Source organism: Streptomyces sp. NBC_00433 (assembly GCA_036015235.1).
Classification (GTDB): domain Bacteria; phylum Actinomycetota; class Actinomycetes; order Streptomycetales; family Streptomycetaceae; genus Actinacidiphila.
This window is the reverse complement of record CP107926.1, coordinates 217,399-234,104: the sequence shown is the minus strand read 5'-3', so window position 1 is coordinate 234,104 and position 16,706 is coordinate 217,399. Positions and strand designations below refer to the sequence as shown.

General features: G+C 73.4%; 16 protein-coding genes. 6 read left to right on the top strand and 10 right to left on the bottom strand.

From position 1 onward, the window contains the following. Positions 1-19: 19 nt before the first annotated feature. Positions 20-613: a TetR/AcrR family transcriptional regulator gene (locus OG900_00995; GenBank protein ID WUH88841.1), complete on the bottom strand. Its 594-nt coding sequence runs from the start codon at positions 611-613 to the stop codon at positions 20-22. Between the two features lie 116 nt (positions 614-729). Between OG900_00995 and OG900_00990 the strand changes: the two genes are divergently transcribed. Further along, positions 730-1,755 (top strand): aldo/keto reductase, encoded by a 1,026-nt coding sequence (locus tag OG900_00990; GenBank protein ID WUH88840.1) that lies wholly within the window; start codon positions 730-732, stop codon positions 1,753-1,755. Positions 1,756-1,852: 97 nt separating this feature from the next. On the opposite strand, the gene OG900_00985 is transcribed toward OG900_00990, so the two are convergent. Genes OG900_00985 through OG900_00975 form a run of 3 tightly spaced genes read right to left on the bottom strand, consistent with a single transcriptional unit; the run spans position 1,853 to position 5,860 of the window. Next, positions 1,853-3,937 (bottom strand): iron ABC transporter permease, encoded by a 2,085-nt coding sequence (locus OG900_00985; protein ID WUH88839.1) that lies wholly within the window; start codon positions 3,935-3,937, stop codon positions 1,853-1,855. Between the two features lie 4 nt (positions 3,938-3,941). Further along, entirely contained in the window at positions 3,942-4,970 is a 1,029-nt protein-coding gene (locus OG900_00980) for an ABC transporter substrate-binding protein (GenBank protein ID WUH88838.1), read from the bottom strand. Then, on the bottom strand, positions 4,967-5,860 hold the full coding sequence (locus tag OG900_00975) for an ABC transporter ATP-binding protein (protein ID WUH88837.1): 894 nt from the start codon (positions 5,858-5,860) through the stop codon (positions 4,967-4,969). Before OG900_00975 ends, OG900_00980 begins: the two co-directional genes overlap by 4 nt. 412 nt (positions 5,861-6,272) lie before the next feature. Here OG900_00975 and OG900_00970 point away from each other — a divergent pair, with 412 nt between their 5' ends. Next, positions 6,273-7,130, top strand: coding sequence for an SAM-dependent methyltransferase (locus tag OG900_00970; GenBank protein ID WUH88836.1), 858 nt, complete (start codon positions 6,273-6,275; stop codon positions 7,128-7,130). A 9-nt stretch (positions 7,131-7,139) separates the two neighbouring features. Here the strand turns inward: OG900_00970 and OG900_00965 are convergent, their stop codons facing one another. After that, positions 7,140-7,757 carry a TetR/AcrR family transcriptional regulator gene (locus OG900_00965; GenBank protein ID WUH88835.1) on the bottom strand — a complete coding sequence of 206 codons (618 nt, stop codon included), beginning with the start codon at positions 7,755-7,757 and terminating at the stop codon, positions 7,140-7,142. Between the two features lie 159 nt (positions 7,758-7,916). Here OG900_00965 and OG900_00960 point away from each other — a divergent pair, with 159 nt between their 5' ends. Then, entirely contained in the window at positions 7,917-8,795 is an 879-nt protein-coding gene (locus OG900_00960; protein WUH95574.1) for an NAD(P)H-binding protein, read from the top strand. A 71-nt stretch (positions 8,796-8,866) separates the two neighbouring features. Beyond that, on the top strand, positions 8,867-9,376 hold the full coding sequence (locus OG900_00955; protein ID WUH88834.1) for an FBP domain-containing protein: 510 nt from the start codon (positions 8,867-8,869) through the stop codon (positions 9,374-9,376). 53 nt (positions 9,377-9,429) lie between these two features. Here the strand turns inward: OG900_00955 and OG900_00950 are convergent, their stop codons facing one another. Then, complete coding sequence (locus OG900_00950; GenBank protein ID WUH88833.1) at positions 9,430-10,626, bottom strand: thiolase family protein; 1,197 nt, start codon at positions 10,624-10,626, stop codon at positions 9,430-9,432. 197 nt (positions 10,627-10,823) lie between these two features. Here OG900_00950 and paaI point away from each other — a divergent pair, with 197 nt between their 5' ends. Next, a complete protein-coding gene (gene paaI, locus OG900_00945) occupies positions 10,824-11,213 on the top strand; it encodes a hydroxyphenylacetyl-CoA thioesterase PaaI (protein WUH95573.1) in 390 nt (129 codons plus the stop codon). 83 nt (positions 11,214-11,296) lie between these two features. After that, positions 11,297-12,556: a phenylacetate--CoA ligase gene (paaF, locus tag OG900_00940; protein WUH95572.1), complete on the top strand. Its 1,260-nt coding sequence runs from the start codon at positions 11,297-11,299 to the stop codon at positions 12,554-12,556. 156 nt (positions 12,557-12,712) lie between these two features. Here paaF and OG900_00935 read toward each other — a convergent pair whose 3' ends face one another. The 4 genes from OG900_00935 to OG900_00920 form a co-directional block, all read right to left on the bottom strand. After that, positions 12,713-13,540, bottom strand: coding sequence for an NAD(P)H-binding protein (locus OG900_00935; GenBank protein ID WUH88832.1), 828 nt, complete (start codon positions 13,538-13,540; stop codon positions 12,713-12,715). A gap of 179 nt (positions 13,541-13,719) precedes the next feature. Beyond that, complete coding sequence (locus OG900_00930; GenBank protein WUH88831.1) at positions 13,720-14,661, bottom strand: NAD(P)-dependent oxidoreductase; 942 nt, start codon at positions 14,659-14,661, stop codon at positions 13,720-13,722. Next, positions 14,658-15,632 (bottom strand): dTDP-glucose 4,6-dehydratase, encoded by a 975-nt coding sequence (gene rfbB, locus OG900_00925; protein ID WUH88830.1) that lies wholly within the window; start codon positions 15,630-15,632, stop codon positions 14,658-14,660. The genes OG900_00930 and rfbB overlap by 4 nt, the downstream gene beginning before the upstream one ends. After that, complete coding sequence (locus OG900_00920) at positions 15,617-16,687, bottom strand: glucose-1-phosphate thymidylyltransferase (GenBank protein ID WUH88829.1); 1,071 nt, start codon at positions 16,685-16,687, stop codon at positions 15,617-15,619. Before OG900_00920 ends, rfbB begins: the two co-directional genes overlap by 16 nt. Between the last annotated feature and the right edge of the window lie 19 nt (positions 16,688-16,706).

Sequence of the window (16,706 nt, the reverse complement as noted above, 5' to 3'; positions counted from 1 at the left end):
CGGCTCACCGGCTGACGGGTCAGGTCCGGGCGCCGAAGCGCAGGCCGTCGACGAGCAGGGCGATCATCCGCTCGGTGTGGCCGCCGTCGTCGTCGGCGGCGGGCACGGCGAGGTTGCCGATGGCGCGCAGCAGGTCCCACGGGTCGGCGTCGGAGCGGATGGCGCCGGCCTTCGCCGCGCTGTCCAGGAGTGCCGAGAGCGCGGGCTCGAAGTGCTGCTGGAAATAGCCGGGCAGGCTGTCGTAGGCGGTGTCGCCCGAGTGCAGGGCGGCGCTGAGGCCGCGCTTGGTGGCGATGAAGCCCGCGAAGCGCTGGAGCCACCGGGTGAGGGCTTCGAGCGGCTCGTACCGCGCGGCCAGGGTGGGCGCGACGGCCGCGCAGGCGTCGACTTCATGGCGGAAGACGGCGGCGATCAGGTCTGAGCGCTGCGGGAAGTGGCGGTAGAGGGTGCCCGCGCCGACTCCCGCCTTCGCGGTGATCTGCCGTACGGGGGCGTCCACCCCGGCCTCGGCGAAGACCTCGGCGGCCGCGGCGAGCAGCGCGTCGATGCTGCGCTGCGCGTCGGCGCGCACGGCCGGGCGGGGTTGCCCGGCGAGGGTCGGTTCGTCGCCCACGGGTCGTCCTCCTTGCTAACCGGAACGATGTTCCGTATTGTCGTCACCAGTGGAACGCTGTTCCGTTTACCGAGCGTATCGCGGTGCGGCGGACACCCCAACCCCTGAGGAGCACCGTGAAATACCGCACCCTGGGCCGGACCGGCATCAAGGTCAGCCCCTACTGCCTGGGCGCCATGATGTTCGGCGCCATCGGCAACCCCGACCACGACGACTGCGTCCGCATCATCCACCGGGCGCTGGACGCCGGCATCAACTTCGTCGACACCGCCGACGCCTACGCACGCGGCGAGTCCGAGGAGATCGTCGGCAGGGCGCTCAAGGGTCGCCGTGACGACGTCGTCCTGGCCACCAAGGCGCATCTGCCCATGGGCGACGACCCCAACCAGCGCGGGAATTCGCGGCGCTGGCTGGAGCGCGCGCTCGACGACTCGCTGCGCAGGCTGGGCACCGACCACGTCGACCTCTTCCAGGTGCACCGGCCCGATCCGGACACCGACGTGGAGGAGACCCTCGCCGCCCTCACCGACCTGGTGCGGGCGGGCAAGGTACGGGCCTTCGGCTCCTCCACCTTCCTCGCGTCCGACATCGTCGAGGCCCAGTGGGTCGCCGAGCGGCGCGGCCTGTACCGCTTCCGCACCGAGCAGCCGCCGTATTCGATCCTGGACCGCGCCATCGAACGCGAGGTGCTGCCGGTCGCGCGGCGCCACGGGATGGGCACCCTGGTCTGGAGCCCCCTGGCCGGCGGCCTGCTCACCGGCCGCTACCGCAAGGGACAGGAGCCCGACACCCACCGGGCCGGATTCGGCTTCGCCCACATGGGCGACGAACGCCGGCTCGACGCCGTCGAGCAGCTCATCCCGCTCGCCCAGGAGGCCGGGATGCCGCTGACCCACCTGGCCATGGCCTTCGCGATCGCCCACCCCGCGGTCACCTCCGCGATCATCGGCCCGCGCACCATGGACCACCTCGACGACCTCCTCGCGAGCGCCGGGGCCACCCTGTCCGACGACGTCCTCGACCGCATCGACGCGATCGTGCCCCCCGGCCGCGACGTCGGCGTCCTGGACATGGGCTACACCTCGACGGGCCTCACCCAGCAGGCCCTGCGCCGCCCGCAGGCCGAGCGCTCCGCCGCCTGACACGCACCCCGGGGCGGGCACCGGTCCGGGCCGCACCGGACCGGGTGCCGGCCCCGGGGGACCAGGGACGACGCCGTGCTCCCGCGACCCGGTGGCGCTACCGGCGGGTGCGGACCAGCAGGTAGAGGAAATACGGCGTCCCGACGACCGCGGTCATGAGGCCCGCGCCGAGCTGCGCGGGGGCGATGACCGTACGGCCGAGCAGGTCCGCGGCGCAGACGAGGGTGGCGCCCAGCAGCATCGCGGTCGGGACGACCCGGACGTGCCGCCGTCCGGCCAGGGCGCGGGCCGCGTGCGGGGCGACCAGCCCGACGAAGCCGATCGTGCCCGCGGCGGCCACGGCCGTCGCGCTGAGCAGGACGCTCAGCGCGAGCAGGCCCAGGCGGGCCGGCGCCAGGCGCAGCCCGAGGAGCCGCGGGGTGTCGTCGTCCAGGGAGACCAGGTCGAGCCGCCTGCGGCGTACGACCGCGACGGCGGCGCCGGCGGCCAGCACCGCGGCGACCGGCAGCACATCGGGCAGCGTCCGCCCGTAGGTCGAACCGGACAGCCAGGTCAGCGCCTTCGTCGCGTTGAAGGGGTCGGTGAGGACGATGAGCAGGCTGATCAGCGCCGCCGTCCCGGCCGACGCGCCCACCCCGACCAGCACGAGCCTGTCCTGCTGGAAGCCGCCCCGCGCGGCGAGCCCGAAGACCAGCGCGGCGGTCGCCGCGGCGCCCGCGAAGGCCGCACCGGCCACGCTCCACGAGCCCGCCGCGGGCACGGTGGTGACGAGCAGTACGGCGCCCAGGCCCGCCCCGCCGGACACGCCGAGGATGCCGGGGTCGGCGAGCGGGTTGCGGGTGACGGCCTGCACGAGCGTCCCGGAAAGGGCGAGCGCCGCCCCCGCCAGCAGCGCGGCGAGCACCCGCGGCACCCGGGTGTCCAGGACGAAGGTGACGACGTGGTCGCCGCGGCCCTGTGCCCAGTTGACGACGTCGCCGAGCAGCAGCTTGGTGTCTCCCAGCAGCACCGCCGCGACCGCCACGGCGACGAGCAGCGCCGCGAGCCCGGCCACCGTGGCGGTGAAGGCCGCCCGGCTCGGGATACGCAGCCGGTCCGGCGCGGCGGCCGCGCCGCCGTCGCGGGTGCGCAGCGCCATGACGACGAGGAAGACCGCGCCGACGACGCTGGTGACCACCCCGGTCGGCACCGCGACCGCGGTCTGCGCGCTCACCGACGCCCGCAGCAGCACGTCGGAGCCGAGCACGAGCGCCGCGCCGACCAGCCCCGTGAAGGGCATGGCCGCCCGCGCCCGTGCCAGGCCCCGGACGCGGCGGGCGAGCGGCCGGACCAGCGCGGGCGCGCACAGCCCGACGAAGCCGATCGGCCCCGCGAGCGTCACCGCGGCGGCGGACAGCAGCGCGGCGAGCACGACGACGGTGACCCGGGTGCGCAGCACCGGGACGCCGAGCCCGCGGGCGGCGTCGTCGCCCAGCGACAGGGCGTCGACGCGGCGGGCGACCAGCAGCAGCCCGGCGAGTCCGAGCAGGGCGACCGGCGCCATCTGCTGGACACCGCCGAAGCCGTTCTGGCTGACGCTGCCCTGGCTCCACTGGTAGAGCCCGTCGGTCTGCTGGGGGAACAGCAGGAGCAGCGCGTCGGTGACCGAGCCGAGCCCGAGCGCCAGGGCGCTGCCGGCCAGGACCAGCCGCACGGTCCCGGCCCCCAGCCCGGACAGCCCGAGCACGGCGGCCGCCGCCGCCATGCCGCCCGCGAAGGCGACGCCGGAGGAGGCGAGCAGCGGGAAGGACGCCCCGGTGACGGTGAGCACCCCCAGCGCGAGGTAGGAGCCGGCGCTGACCGCGAGCGTGTCGGGCGCGGCCAGGACGTTGCGGCTCACCGCCTGCAGGGCGGCGCCCGCCGCGCCGAGCGCGACGCCGACCAGGACGGCGGCGAGCGCTCTCGGCAGGCGCGACGCGACGACGACGGACGCGTCGCCCGGGTCGGCGCGGCCGGTGACCGCCTTCCACACCTGGCTCGCGCCGACGGCGGCCGTTCCCTGGGTGATGTCGATGACGGCGATGACGGCGACCAGCAGGACGAGCGCCGCCGTCACCGCGGCCGCGCCCACCCGGGACGTGGACGCCGACGCGGTCGGCTGCTCGGCGGTGGCCGCGGCGGGCGGCGGTGCGGTGACGGCCACGGCGCTACTTCGTCAGGGCGTCGACGACGGCGTCGGCGTACGCCTCCATCGACGCCGGCCCGCCGAACATCCACACACCGTCGGGCAGCCGGTCCACCTGGCCGGCCTTGACGAACGGCAGCGACTTCCACACGGCGTTCTTCGCGAGGCTGTCCGCGAAGGGGTCGCCGTCGACGGCGTTGACGATGTAGGCGAACCGCACGTCACCGAGGTTGGTGAGGCCCTCGACGTCGGTGGTGGCCAGCCCGTAGTCCTTGTCGCCCTTGACCCCCCAGGCGTTCTTCAGCCCGAGCCGCTCGTTGACGGCGCCGATGAGGGAGCCGCCGGTGAAAGGGCGGACCGAGACCTGGTCGGACTGGACCCAGCCGTCGGCGAAGGCGTAGCGCACCCCTTCGAGGCCCGCGGCCTTCAGCGCCGCCCGGCTCGCCGCGAGCTTCGCGTCGAAGGCCTGCCCGACGGCGGTCGCCCTCGCCGTGGTCCCGGTCGCCTGGGCTATCAGGCCGAGGTTCTTCGTCATCAGGCCGATCTGGTCGGCCGCGTCCGCGGAGCGCACTTCGAGGACCGGCGCGATCTTCCGCAGCTGCGCCACCGCCGACGCCGGCAGGTCGGTGGTCGCCACGACGAGGTCGGGGTCCAGCGACGCGACGGTGTCCGTGCTCGGCTCGCCGCGGGTGCCGATGTCCTTGGGGGAGTTGGTCAACGGGGCCGCGGAGTCCCACGCCTGATAACCCTTCACGTCGGCGACGCCCACGGGGGCGACGCCGAGCGTGACGAGGTCCTCCACGACATTCCACTCGGTGCCGACGACCCTGGTGGCGGGAGCGTCCAGCTTCACCGTCGCACCGGTCGCGTCGGTGAGCGTGATCGGGCCCGCGGCGGCGGTCGTGGCGCCGGAGCCGGTGGTGGCCGGGGGAGCGGCGTCGGCGGCCGAGTGGGTCGTACCGCACGCGGTCAGGGAGAGCGCCGCGGCGGTGGCGGCGGCCGCGGCGGCCAGGAGGCGGCGGCCGGCGGGCAGGGTGGTGAGGGATCTCATCGGGAGGGGTGGCGCCTTTCGGTACGGGTGTGGTGGCGGCCGATCGCGCGGGTGCGCAGCCGGCCGGTCGAGGTGTCGGTGTCGACGTCGATGCGGATGCCGTAGACCTCGGAGAGCCGATCCGGCGTCAGCACGTCCCCGGGCGGGCCGTCGGCGACGATCCGCCCCTCGCTGAGCAGGGCGATCCGGTCGGCGACGGCCGCCGCCTGGTCGAGGTCGTGCAGGACGACGCCGACCGCGATCGCGTGGCCGTCGGCGAGGTCGCGGATCAGGTCGAGGAGTTCGACCTGGTAGCGCAGGTCGAGATACGTGGTCGGCTCGTCGAGCAGCAGCACACCGGTCTCCTGGGCGAGGCAGCTCGCGAGCCACACCCGCTGGAGCTGTCCGCCGGACAGCTGGTCGACGCCGCGCGCGGCGAGGTGCGCGACCCCGGTCAGCCCCAGTGCCCGGTCCACGACGGCGGCCCCGCCGGGGTCGGGACGTCCCCAGCGCCCCCGCTGCGGGTAGCGCCCGAAGTCGACCACGTCGCGCACGGTCAGCCCGCTCGGCGTGGGCCGCCCCTGCGTCAGAAGCGCGACGCGCCGGGCGAATTCGCGCGAGTCGAGCCCGAAGCCGTCCGTGGCGTCGCCGCTCCTGCCGCCCTCGCCGTCCTCGCCGCCGACCGTGAGCGTGCCGCTCCGGGCGCGCTGCAGCCGGGCGAGCGTACGCAGCAGCGTCGACTTCCCGCTGCCGTTCGGACCCACGAGCGCGGTCACCTCGGCGGGCCTGATCGCTATCGCGGCGTCGTGCACGACATCGGTCCGGTCGTAGGCGACCGTCATTCCTGTGGCCGACAGCCCATGGCCGCGCGAGCGCGCCCGACTGCCGGCGGCTCTCTGGCCAGGCATCATGGAGCTTAGGTTAGCCTAACCTTATTCATGCGTCGTGCATGGGTCGGCGCGGAAGATGCCCCACGCGCCCGAGCCTCCGGGGCCGATGTCTCCGACTCCGCCCCGGACGCCCCCGATTGCGACCGTCTGTGCCGGAGGCGGTGGCGGGTGGTGCGGGCGCGGGCGTCCTGCGGTCAGGCCGAGAGCGGTGGCGACCGCCGCCCACGAAGCGGTCCCGGCCCGGGGGCGCCGGGAGCGCGCCGAACGGGGTTTCGGCGCAACCGGGTTTTGCGCGGTCAAAATGCCCTGGGTGCAGGGAAGTTGGGGAGGGACCCGGGCGGAGTGGCCTGCGGCGGGGCCTATGATGGGGGCCGAAGATACCGGTGGTCACCGGGGGGCGGCCCCGGGTCCGAGTGGCGGCGGGGTTGTGGACATGGCGGACGGGACAGCTCTCGACGACGCGGAGTCGGAGTCGGCAGCCGAGCTGCAGGCCAGTATCCGTACGGACATCCCGCACAGCGCGCGGATGTACGACTACTTCCTCGGCGGGCGGACGAACTACCGCCCCGACCGCGAGGCGGCCGACGAGGTCGCCACCATCTTCCCCGGCGTCTTCCTCGGTGTGCTCGAGAACCGCGACTTCATGCACCGCGCCACCCGCGTGCTGGCCCGCTCCTACGGGATAAGGCAGTGGCTGGACATCGGCACCGGAATCCCGACGTCGCCGAATCTGCACGAGGTGGCGCAGTCCGTCGCCGAGGACGCGCGGGTGGTCTACGTCGACTACGACCCGATCGTGCTCAACTACGCGCGCGCCCTGCTGCGCAGCACCCCGGCCGGCCGCACCGCGTACGTACAGGCCGACGCGACCGACACCGACGCGATCCTGTCCGACCAGACGCTGGCGGCCACGCTGGACCTGTCCCGGCCGGCCGTGCTGAGCCTCAACGCGCTGCTGCACTTCATCCCCGACGACCGCGACCCGTACGGCATCGTCTCCCGGCTGATGGCGGCGCTGCCGTCCGGCTCCGCGCTGGCGATCAGCCACTGCACGCCGGACTTCGACCCCGAGATGTGGGCGGAGGTGGTCGGCGTCTACCGCAGCTCGGGCACGCCGACCCAGGTGCGTACGCGCGCGGAGGTCGAGCGCTTCTTCGAGGGTCTCGACCTGGTCGAGCCGGGCATCGTCGTCGGCCACCGCTGGCGCCCGGAGGAGACGGACCGCGCCGAGACCCCGCTGGTGTCGGACGCCGACGTGAGCCTGTGGGTGGGCGTCGCCATCAAGCCGTAGGCCGGCGGCTCACCGGGCCCGCGGCAGCGCGGCGGCGACCGCCGCGCGGATGGGCGCGAGGTCGACGTCGGTGGCGATCGACTCCCGCTCCGGCCGCTCGGTGAGCAATCGCTCGGTGCCGAACAGCGCCCGCGGGAAGCGCGGGTGCAGGGTGCGCCCGATGAGGTCGTGCGCGATACGGGTGCATTCCGCGGGCGGCAGCCCGTACCGCAGGCCGATGTGGTCGGCGAGGCGCTGGTGCGCGGAGTCGAAGACGGCCTCGTAGTAGCGCGCCGACGCCTCGGGCAGCCGCTCCGCCTCCGCGATGCCGAGGCGGCACATGCGCACGGTCGGCTCCCACAGCAGCATCTGCAGGAAGCGGCCGCAGTAGAGCACGACGGCCTCGGTGTCGTCGTCGGCGTATTCGCCGGGGGTCCGCAGCCGGTCCAGGTAGAGCTCGCGCACCAGGTCGACCACGGCCAGGAAGAGCTTGTCCTTGCTCTCGAAGTGCGCGTAGAGCGTCCGCTTCGAGGTCGACGCGCGCGCGGCCAGCGTGTCCATCGAGGCGCGCTCGAAACCCGATTCGAGGAAGACGTCCTTCGCGACGAGCAGGATGTGCTCCCGCAGTTCGTCCCCGCGTCGAGCCATGAGTCCGTCCCTCCTGTGCGCGAAGTAAACGGTACGGTAGAGTTTACTTCTGCTGCGGTTGTCCAGCTTCCCGGCCGCGCGTCTGCCGGGCTGCCGCGCCACCGTGTCGTCGTGCTGTTCGTGCTGTTCGTGCTGTTGTGCTGCGGATCGGAGAGACACATGATCGTCGTCACCACGCCCACCGGAAGTATCGGCCACCAGACCCTCGCACGTGTCATCGAGGCGGGCGCCCCGGTCCGGGTCATCGCCCGCGACCCGTCCCGGCTGGCCCCCGAGGTCCGCGAGCGGGCCGAGGTGGTCAAGGGCTCCATGGACGACTCCGCCGCCGTCGCCGAGGTCTGCGCCGGCGCCGACGCCGTCCTGTGGGTGCTGCCGCCGGACCCGCGAGCCGCCGGGCTCCACAGCCACGCCATCGACTTCACCCGGCCGCTGTGCGACGCCATAGCCTCCCAGGGCGTACGCCGGGTGGTGGGCGTGTCGAGCCTGGGCCGGGGCAGGGCCAGGAAGGCCGGGCAGATCTCGGCGGTCTTCGCGATGGACCACCTGATCGAGAGCACCGGCGTGCACTACCGCTCGCTCGGCATGCCCGGCTTCATGGAGAACATCCTCCGGCAGCTCGACCCGATCAGGAACCAGGGCACCTACTTCGGCCTGCTGGCGGGCGACCGCAAGGGCCCGGCCTGCGCCACCCGCGACATCGCCGCCACCGCGGCCGCCCTGCTGCTCGACGGCTCCTGGACCGGCCAGGACGACCTTCCGCTGCCCGGCCCCGAGGACCTGTCACCCGACGACATGGCCGCGATCATGTCCGAGGTCCTCGACCGCCCGATCGCCTACCGGCGGATCCCCGCCGAGGCCTACCGGGCGGAGCTGCTCGCCCACGGCATGAGCGAGCCGTGGGCGCGCGGCCTCGTCGACATGGCGGCCGCGGTCGACGCCGGCCTGTACGGCACCGGGCCGTACGCCTCGCGCTCGGCGTCCCCGACGACCTTCCGGCAGTGGTGCCAGGACGTCCTGCGTCCCGCGATGGCGGCCTGACCCGCACGGGTCTGCGGGGCGGCGGGAAAACCGGTCGAGGACGCGGGCGGGGGAGAGGTAGCGTCCGGGCCATGGATGCCCTGACCGACGCCGAAGTGCGCGCCTCCTTCGTGAACTGCTCGAAGGGCGAGGCCAAGCGGATCAGCCTGCCCCGGCAGATGTCCGAGCTGCCCTGGGCGGACCTGGACTTCCTGGGCTGGCGCGACCCCGGAGCCCCGGACCGGGCGTATCTGGTGAGCCCCGCGGCGGGCGGCGACCCGGTCGGCCTGACCTTGCGGATCGCGCCGGGCGCCCGGCGGAATCTGCTGCGCAGCAGCCTGTGCGGCCTGTGTCTGACCGGCCACGGCGGTGGCGGCGTCGACCTGCTCGCGGCGCCGCTGGCCGGTCCGGCCGGCCGCCAGGGCAACACGGTCGCCCTGTACATGTGCGCGGACCTGGCGTGCTCCCTCTACATCCGCGGCAAGAAGACCACCCCGCTGGTCCGGCGCATGGAGGAGACCCTCACCCTGGACGAGCAGATCGCGCGCACCCGCCGCAATCTGGACGCCTTCCTCGCCAAGGTGACCGCCTCCGCCGCCTGACGCAGGGGCCGGCCCTGCCGCTCACGGCCCACGACGCCCGCGGCTCTCGATGCTCACGGCCTTTCGATCAGCATGGCGACGCCCTGGCCGACGCCGACGCACAAAGTGGCCAGCCCCCGGCGGGCGTTGCCGCGCTCCAGGCGGCCGACGAGGGTGAGCAGGATGCGGGCGCCGCTGCAACCCAGCGGGTGGCCCAGCGCGATCGCGCCGCCGTCGGCGTTGACCGCGTCCGGGTCGAGTGCGAGGCGGCGGATGACGGCCAGGGCCTGTGCGGCGAAGGCCTCGTTCAGCTCCACCGCGTCGAGGTCGGCGGCCTTCCAGCCGGCCCGGGTGAGGGCCTTCTCCGTGGCCGGGACCGGGCCGAGCCCCATCAGGTGCGGCTCCACGCCTGCGGACGCGGTGGTGACGACCCGCGCCCTCGGGGTGAGCCCGTACCGCTCGACGGCCCGCGCGGAGGCGACCACCAGGGCGGCAGCCCCGTCCGACAGCGGTGAGGAATTGCCCGCGGTCACGATGCCGTCCTCGCGGAAGACCGTACGCAGCCCGCCGAGCTGCTCGGCGCTGGTGGCCGGGCGGGGGCCCTCGTCGGTGTCGACCGTCGTGGTACGGCCCTTGCGGTCGGTCACCTCGACCGGGACGATCTCCGCGGTGAAGCGGCCTGCCTGCTGGGCGGCGACGGCCAGGCGGTGGCTGCGCAGCGCGAACGCGTCCGCGTCGGCGCGGCTGATCCCGTCCAGGGCGGCCACCTCCTCGGCGGTCTCGCCCATCGACAGCGTCTGGCGGCTGCCGAAGCGGGGGTTGGTGAAGCGCCAGCCGAGCGCGGTGTCGGCGACCTCGCCGGGCTTGGCCCACGGGGTGCCGGGCTTGGCCATCACCCAGGGCGCCCGCGTCATCGACTCGACCCCGCCGGCCACCACCAGGTCCGCCTCTCCCGCGCGGACGGCCTGCGCCGCCGAGGCCACGGCCGTCAGCCCGGAGGCGCACAGCCGGTTGACCGTGTAGCCGGGCACGGTGTGCGGCAGGCCGGCCAGCAGCACCGCCATGCGGGCCACGTCCCGGTTGTCCTCGCCGGCCTGGTTGGCGGCCCCCAGGATCACCTCGTCCACGGCTTCGCCCGGCGCCCCGGCCCGGCGTAGGGCCTCGCCGACGACCAGGGCCGCGAGGTCGTCGGGCCGCACGGCGGCCAGCGCCCCGCCGTAGCGTCCCTGCGGGGTGCGGGCACCGTCGACCAGATAGACCTCGTCGGGCACTTCTGCTCTCCTCGTCGGCGGCGGGCCTGCCGCGACCCGCGGGTTCGGCCGGGCGTGCGCTCCGGCCCTTGACAGGCGGCGCGGTTGCTTGATTACTTGACCAAGCGGCAGGCTAACCGAATGTTCGGTCGGGAGACAACGGGAGCGCGCACGTGAACCAGACCACTGAACCGGCGACAGGCGGCACGGCGGAGGCGATGTTCGCCGCAGACGCGGCGTCGCGGGGCCTGGGCATCGAGCTGCTGCACACCGGCGCCGGCACCGCGTCGGTGCGGATGGCGGTGACCGCGGCCATGGTCAACGGGCACGGCATCGCGCACGGCGGCTACGTCTTCCTGCTCGCCGACACCGCCTTCGCGTGTGCCTGCAACGGCCGCGGGCCGGTCACCGTCGCGGCCGCCGCCGACATCGACTTCGTCGCACCGGCCCGCGAGGGCGACGTCCTGCTCGCGACGGCGCGGGAAAGGGTGAGCTTCGGGCGCAGCGGCATCTACGACGTGAGCGTGCTGCGCGGCGACGAGGTCATCGCGGAATTCCGCGGCCGAAGCCGCGACAGCCGAGCCGCCACGACGAAGGCGTCACGGTGAGCGCCGCCCCGGCGAGCCCCCGCTACCAGGGCCGCCGGCTGGGGGAGGCGCTTCCCGGCGACCTGCTGGACGACGCCGAGCGGATGACGCGCGAGCAGTTGCGCGCCCTCCAACTGGAGCGGCTGCAGGCGACCCTGCGGCACGCGTACGACCATGTGGAGCTGTACCGCGAGAAGTTCGACGCCGCCGGGGTACGGCCCGAGGACTGCCGCACGCTGGAGGACCTGGCCCGCTTCCCCTTCACCACCAAGGCGGACCTGCGCGACGGCTACCCCTTCGGGATGTTCGCCGTCCCCGCCGAGCAGGTCCGCCGCGTCCACGCCTCCAGCGGCACCACCGGCCGCCCCACCGTGGTCGGCTACACCGAGCACGACCTGTCGGTGTGGGCCGACGTCGTCGCCCGCTCCATCCGCGCCGCGGGCGGCCGTCCCGGGCACAAGGTCCATGTCTCCTACGGATACGGCCTGTTCACCGGCGGGCTCGGCGCCCACTACGGGGCGGAGCGCGCCGGCTGCACGGTCATCCCCGCCTCGGGCGGCATGACCGCCCGCCAGGTCCAGCTCATCCAGGACTTCCGGCCGGAGATCATCATGGTCACCCCCTCCTACATGCTCACCCTCCTCGACGAGTTCGAGCGGCAGGGCGTCGACCCGCGCACCAGTTCGCTGCGGATCGGCGTCTTCGGCGCGGAACCGTGGACGGAGGCGATGCGGTCCGAGATCGAGGAGCGTACGGACATCCACGCCGTCGACATATACGGGCTGTCCGAGGTGATGGGACCCGGCGTCGCCCAGGAGTGTGTGGAGACCAAGGACGGGCTGCACGTGTGGGAGGACCACTTCCTCCCGGAGATCGTCGACCCGCTCACCGACCAGGTCATGGCCGAGGGGGAGGGCGGCGAGCTGGTTTTCACCTCGCTCACCAAGGAGGCGCTGCCGGTCATCCGCTATCGGACGCGTGACCTGACGCGCCTGCTGCCGGGCACGGCACGGCCCGCCTTCCGCCGGATGGAGAAGGTCACCGGCCGCTGCGACGACATGATCATCCTGCGGGGGGTGAACGTCTTCCCCAGCCAGATCGAGGAGATCGTCCTGTCCACCCCGGGTGTCGCCCCGCACTTCCAGCTGCGGCTGACCCGCCGCGGCCGGATGGACCACATGACGGTCCTGGTCGAGTCGCGCCCCGGCGGCGCCCCGGAGCGGCACGACGCCTGCGCCCGCTCGATCGCGCGAGGGGTGAAGGACGGTGTGGGCGTCAGCGTCGACGTGGAGATCGTCGCCCCGGACACGCTGGAGCGTTCGGTCGGGAAGATCCGCCGCGTCTTCGACTCGCGCGACGGGTGACTTCGCTCCGGCACCCGCCGGACACCTCTGAGCCCCGGACTGCGCCGGCCGCCTTCGCAGCCGGCGCAGCCGTCGGAGCCTGACAGCCGGGTGTCGTCTCCGAGCCCCTCCGCCGGCCCGGCATTCCCGGTGCGGTCGTGTTCGACCGGCGGTGGGCTACTTCCGGAAGTCGGCGATGCGGTGCTCGACCCAGGACGCGTAGGTGTGCGCCGGCCGGCCGATGACGGACGCGGGGTCGAGGATCTCCGCCCCGCCGCCCCCGGCGGCGTCCTTGAGCTGGTCGAGCAGGAATTCGGCGGCCGCGTCCGGCATGTGGTGGACCAGGTGCGCGTGTGCCTGGGCGCGCGAAATCTCCTCGAACTCGGCCTTCACCCCGAGCGCTTCCGAGACGATGCGCACGCGCTCCACCTGGTCGAGCGACTCGGGCCCGGTGAAGCTGATGTGGTCGAGAGGCTCGTCGGACAGCAGGGCCGCGGCGGCCACCGCGCCGGTGTCGCGCTCGTCCACCGGCGCCATGGCCGCCTTGGGATAGGGACCGCGGACGATTCCCCCCTGGGCGATCTGGCCCGCCCAGGCGAGGTCGTTCGCCATGAAGACCGTGGGGCGCACGAAAGTGGCGTCGATGCCCGAGGCCAGCACCTCCGTCTCGTTGCGCAGGTGCGCTCCGCCGACCCATCCCGGATCGGGGAAGGTGACCGCGGTGGAGGAGAGCAGCACGAGTCTGTCCAGACCGTTCCTGACGGCATGGCCGAGGAAGCCGTCGAGTTCCCCGAGGACGGGGAAGACGAAGGCCCGCTGCACCCCGTCGAGGGCGGGGGCCAGCGTGTCGGGCTTCGTGAAGTCCCCTTCGAAGACCTCGACCTCGGCCGGCAGGCCGCTCTCTGCGGGATTGCGGGTGAGCGCGCGGACCTCCTCGCCCGCGGCGAGGAGCTCGCGGACGATGTTGCGGCCGACGTTTCCGGTGGAGCCGGTGACAAGGATCATCTGAGTCCTCCTTCGGTACGCCCCGGCAAGGAGCGCCCGTGACTGACAGTTGCCGATCTCGTTGGCCGGGCCAACGCTGGTGCGCATCGCGAATCTGCCGGTCTGCATCGACAAATCACCTAAAATGTGAACAAGAGTCCCAACAGTGGACATCGTGTGCCCGCGCGGCTCATGGGCCGTCAGCGGGCAGCGGTGGACTCCCACATGTCCCGCAGCGACTGGCGGACCGAGGTCTTCGGCGCCCAGTCCAGCAGGCGGCCGGCGCGCTGGATGTCGGCCCGCGTCCAGTCCCCGCCGTGCGAGCGCACGGAACCGCTGGCCAGATCCAGCACGTCGGGGCCGTACCCGGCCTCGGCGGCGAGCAGCGTGAGCAGGTCGCTCATGTCGAGCGCCTCGCCCCGGCCGATGTTGACGGCCTGTCCGGCCAGCGAGGACTCCGCCGCCCGTACGACCGCGTCCGCCAGATCCCGTACGTCGACGAAGTCCCGCTGGGACCTGCTCACCGTGAGCCGCAGCCGGTCCCCGGGGGTGAGCCCGCGGAGCCCGCGCACCACAGAGCCGAGAAAGCCGACGCCCGCCGTGCCCGGCCCGAAGACGTTCACCGCGCGCAGGACGACACCCGGCACGCGGCCCTCCCTGGCGGCCCGCAGCACGGCGTCGGAACCGGCCAGCTTCGACAGCCCGTAGGGAGTCCGCGGCTTCGGCTCGTACGACTCCTCGATCACCGTGCCGTGCGGCACCGGACCGTATTCGTGGACGGAGCCGATCTGGACGAACCGCGGCGGCGCGGGCATCATCTCCGCCGCGCGCAGCAGACGCTCGACGAGGTCGACGTGGGCCCGCTGGTTCTCCTCCGGCGACGCGAGCCAGCCTCCGCTGGCGTTGACCACCACCCGGGCACCGGCCGCCGTGAGCAGCCCGGCGATCTCCGCGATCGGGGCCGCCGAGAGGTCCGCCGCGACGAAGGCGTGCCCGGAGACCGCAGGCGGGCGCGTCCTGGCGACAGAGAGGACCGGGTAGCCCGTCGTCTCGAAAGCCGAGACCACCTGCCTGCCGATGGTGCCGGTCGCCCCCAGGACCGCGACGACCGGGCGCAGCCCGTCTGAGCGGTCGCCGTTCACCGGTGCGCTCCCTGGACCGACTCCCGCCACCAGGCGGGATTCTCGGCGTACCAGCGGACGGTCGCGGCCAGTCCCTCCTCGAACGGGATGCGCGGCGCGTAGCCGAGCGCCCGCAGTTTCGCGTCGGTGAGGGAATACCGCCGGTCGTGGCCGAGGCGGTCCGGCACCTTGTCGACCCGGTCCCAGCCCGCCCCGCAGGCGGTCAGCAGCCGGTCCGTCAGCTCGACGTTGGTCAGCTCGCGGGTGCCGGCGATGTGGTAGACCTCGCCGGGAAGACCCCGCTCGGCCGCGACCTGGATGCCGCGGCAGTGGTCGGTGACGTGGATCCAGTCCCGCACGTTCCCGCCGTCCCCGTACAGCGGCACCGTGCCCCCGGTGAGCAGCCGCGTCGCGAAGAGCGGGATGACCTTCTCGGGGTATTGGTAGGGCCCGTAGTTGTTGCCGCACCGGGTGACGACCACGGGCAGGCCGTGGGTCACGTGGTAGGCGCGCGCCAGCAGGTCGCTGCTCGCCTTCGAGGCGGCGTAGGGCGAGTTCGGCGCCAGCGGCGCGGTCTCGTCCCACGAACCGGAGTCGATGGAGCCGTACACCTCGTCGGTGGAGATGTGCACGACACGGCCGACCCCGGCCCTCAGGCAGGCGTCGAAGAGCCGCTGCACACCGAGCACGTTGGTGCGCACGAAGTCGCCGGCCCCCGCGATCGAGCGGTCCACATGGGACTCGGCCGCGAAGTTCACCACCACGTCGTGCTCCGGCACCACCCGGTCCAGCAGGGCGGTGTCGCCGATGTCGCCATGCACGAAGGTGAACCGCCCCTCCACCGGGGCCAGGTTCGCGAGGTTGCCCGCGTAGGTGAGCAGGTCGAGCACGGTCACCTGGGCGCCCTGCCAGGCCGGGTAGGCACCGGCGAGCAGCTCCCGTACGTAGGCCGATCCGATGAAGCCGGCGCCGCCGGTCACGAGGACGCGCATATCTGCACCTTGCTGTGATCGCCGAGGATCAGACGGTGCGCCCGGGGCGTCCGCGGCGCCGGGGTCACCTCCACCTCGTGGCCGATGAGGGATGCCTCGATGCGCCGCACTCCGCGGATCGCGGCGCCGCCCAGGACGACGGAGTATTCGAGCTCGCTGTCGATGATCTGGCAGTCCTCCGCGATCGAGGTGAAAGGCCCCACGTAGGAGTCCTCCACCAGGGAGCCGGCCCCGATGATGGCCGGGCCCACGATGCGCGAACGCCGCACCACCGCGCCCGGCGCCACCGTCACCCGGCCGATCAGCTCCGAGTCGCGCACGGTGCCGGCGACCTCGGGCTCCATCTCCTCCAGGACGAGCCGGTTCGCCTCCAGCATGTCCGCGACGCTGCCGGTGTCCTTCCAGTAGCCCTCGGTGATCGTCGCCTCCACCGGGTAACCGGCGTCCATCAGCCCCGACACGGCGTGGGTGATCTCCAGCTCCCCGCGGTCCGAGGGGGTCAGGGCCGCCACGACCGGGTGCACCGCGGCGGTGAACAGGAAGACCCCGACCAGCGCCAGGTCGCTCTTGGGCTTCTCGGGCTTCTCCTCAAGACCGATCAGCCGCCCCTCGGTGTCCAGTTCCGCCACACCGAAGCCGCGCGGGTCGGCGACCCTCGTCAGCATGATCTGGGCGGCGGGGCGCTCCCTGCGGAACCGCTCCACCGGCTCGGTGATGCCGCCGATCAGGAAGTTGTCCCCGAGGTACATGACGAAGTCGTCGTCGCCCAGGTACTCGCGGGCGATCAGCACCGCGTGCGCGAGGCCCAGTGGGGCCTCCTGCGGCAGATAGGTGACCTTCAGGCCGAAAGCCGACCCGTCCCCGACGGCGCGCTCGATCTCCTGCGCGGTGCTGCCCACCACGATGCCGACGTCGGTGATCCCGGCTTCGGCGATCGCCTCCAGCCCGTAGAAGAGCACGGGTTTGTTCGCCACCGGCACCAGTTGCTTGGCCGAGGTGTGCGTGATCGGCCGCAGCCGGGTTCCCGCACCTCCCGCAAGGACCAAAGCCTTCACGTGATCTCTCCTTCCGCTT

Coding starts and splice junctions, on each gene's coding strand:
- rfbB (WUH88830.1), bottom strand. CDS start 15,632: ATGCGCGTCCTCGTGACCGGCGGCGCCGGCTTCATCGGATCGGCCTAC.
- OG900_00970 (WUH88836.1), top strand. CDS start 6,273: ATGGCGGACGGGACAGCTCTCGACGACGCGGAGTCGGAGTCGGCAGCC.
- OG900_00935 (WUH88832.1), bottom strand. CDS start 13,540: ATGATCCTTGTCACCGGCTCCACCGGAAACGTCGGCCGCAACATCGTC.
- OG900_00980 (WUH88838.1), bottom strand. CDS start 4,970: ATGAGATCCCTCACCACCCTGCCCGCCGGCCGCCGCCTCCTGGCCGCC.
- paaF (WUH95572.1), top strand. CDS start 11,297: ATGACGCGCGAGCAGTTGCGCGCCCTCCAACTGGAGCGGCTGCAGGCG.
- OG900_00975 (WUH88837.1), bottom strand. CDS start 5,860: ATGATGCCTGGCCAGAGAGCCGCCGGCAGTCGGGCGCGCTCGCGCGGC.
- OG900_00960 (WUH95574.1), top strand. CDS start 7,917: ATGATCGTCGTCACCACGCCCACCGGAAGTATCGGCCACCAGACCCTC.
- paaI (WUH95573.1), top strand. CDS start 10,824: ATGTTCGCCGCAGACGCGGCGTCGCGGGGCCTGGGCATCGAGCTGCTG.
- OG900_00955 (WUH88834.1), top strand. CDS start 8,867: ATGGATGCCCTGACCGACGCCGAAGTGCGCGCCTCCTTCGTGAACTGC.
- OG900_00965 (WUH88835.1), bottom strand. CDS start 7,757: ATGGCTCGACGCGGGGACGAACTGCGGGAGCACATCCTGCTCGTCGCG.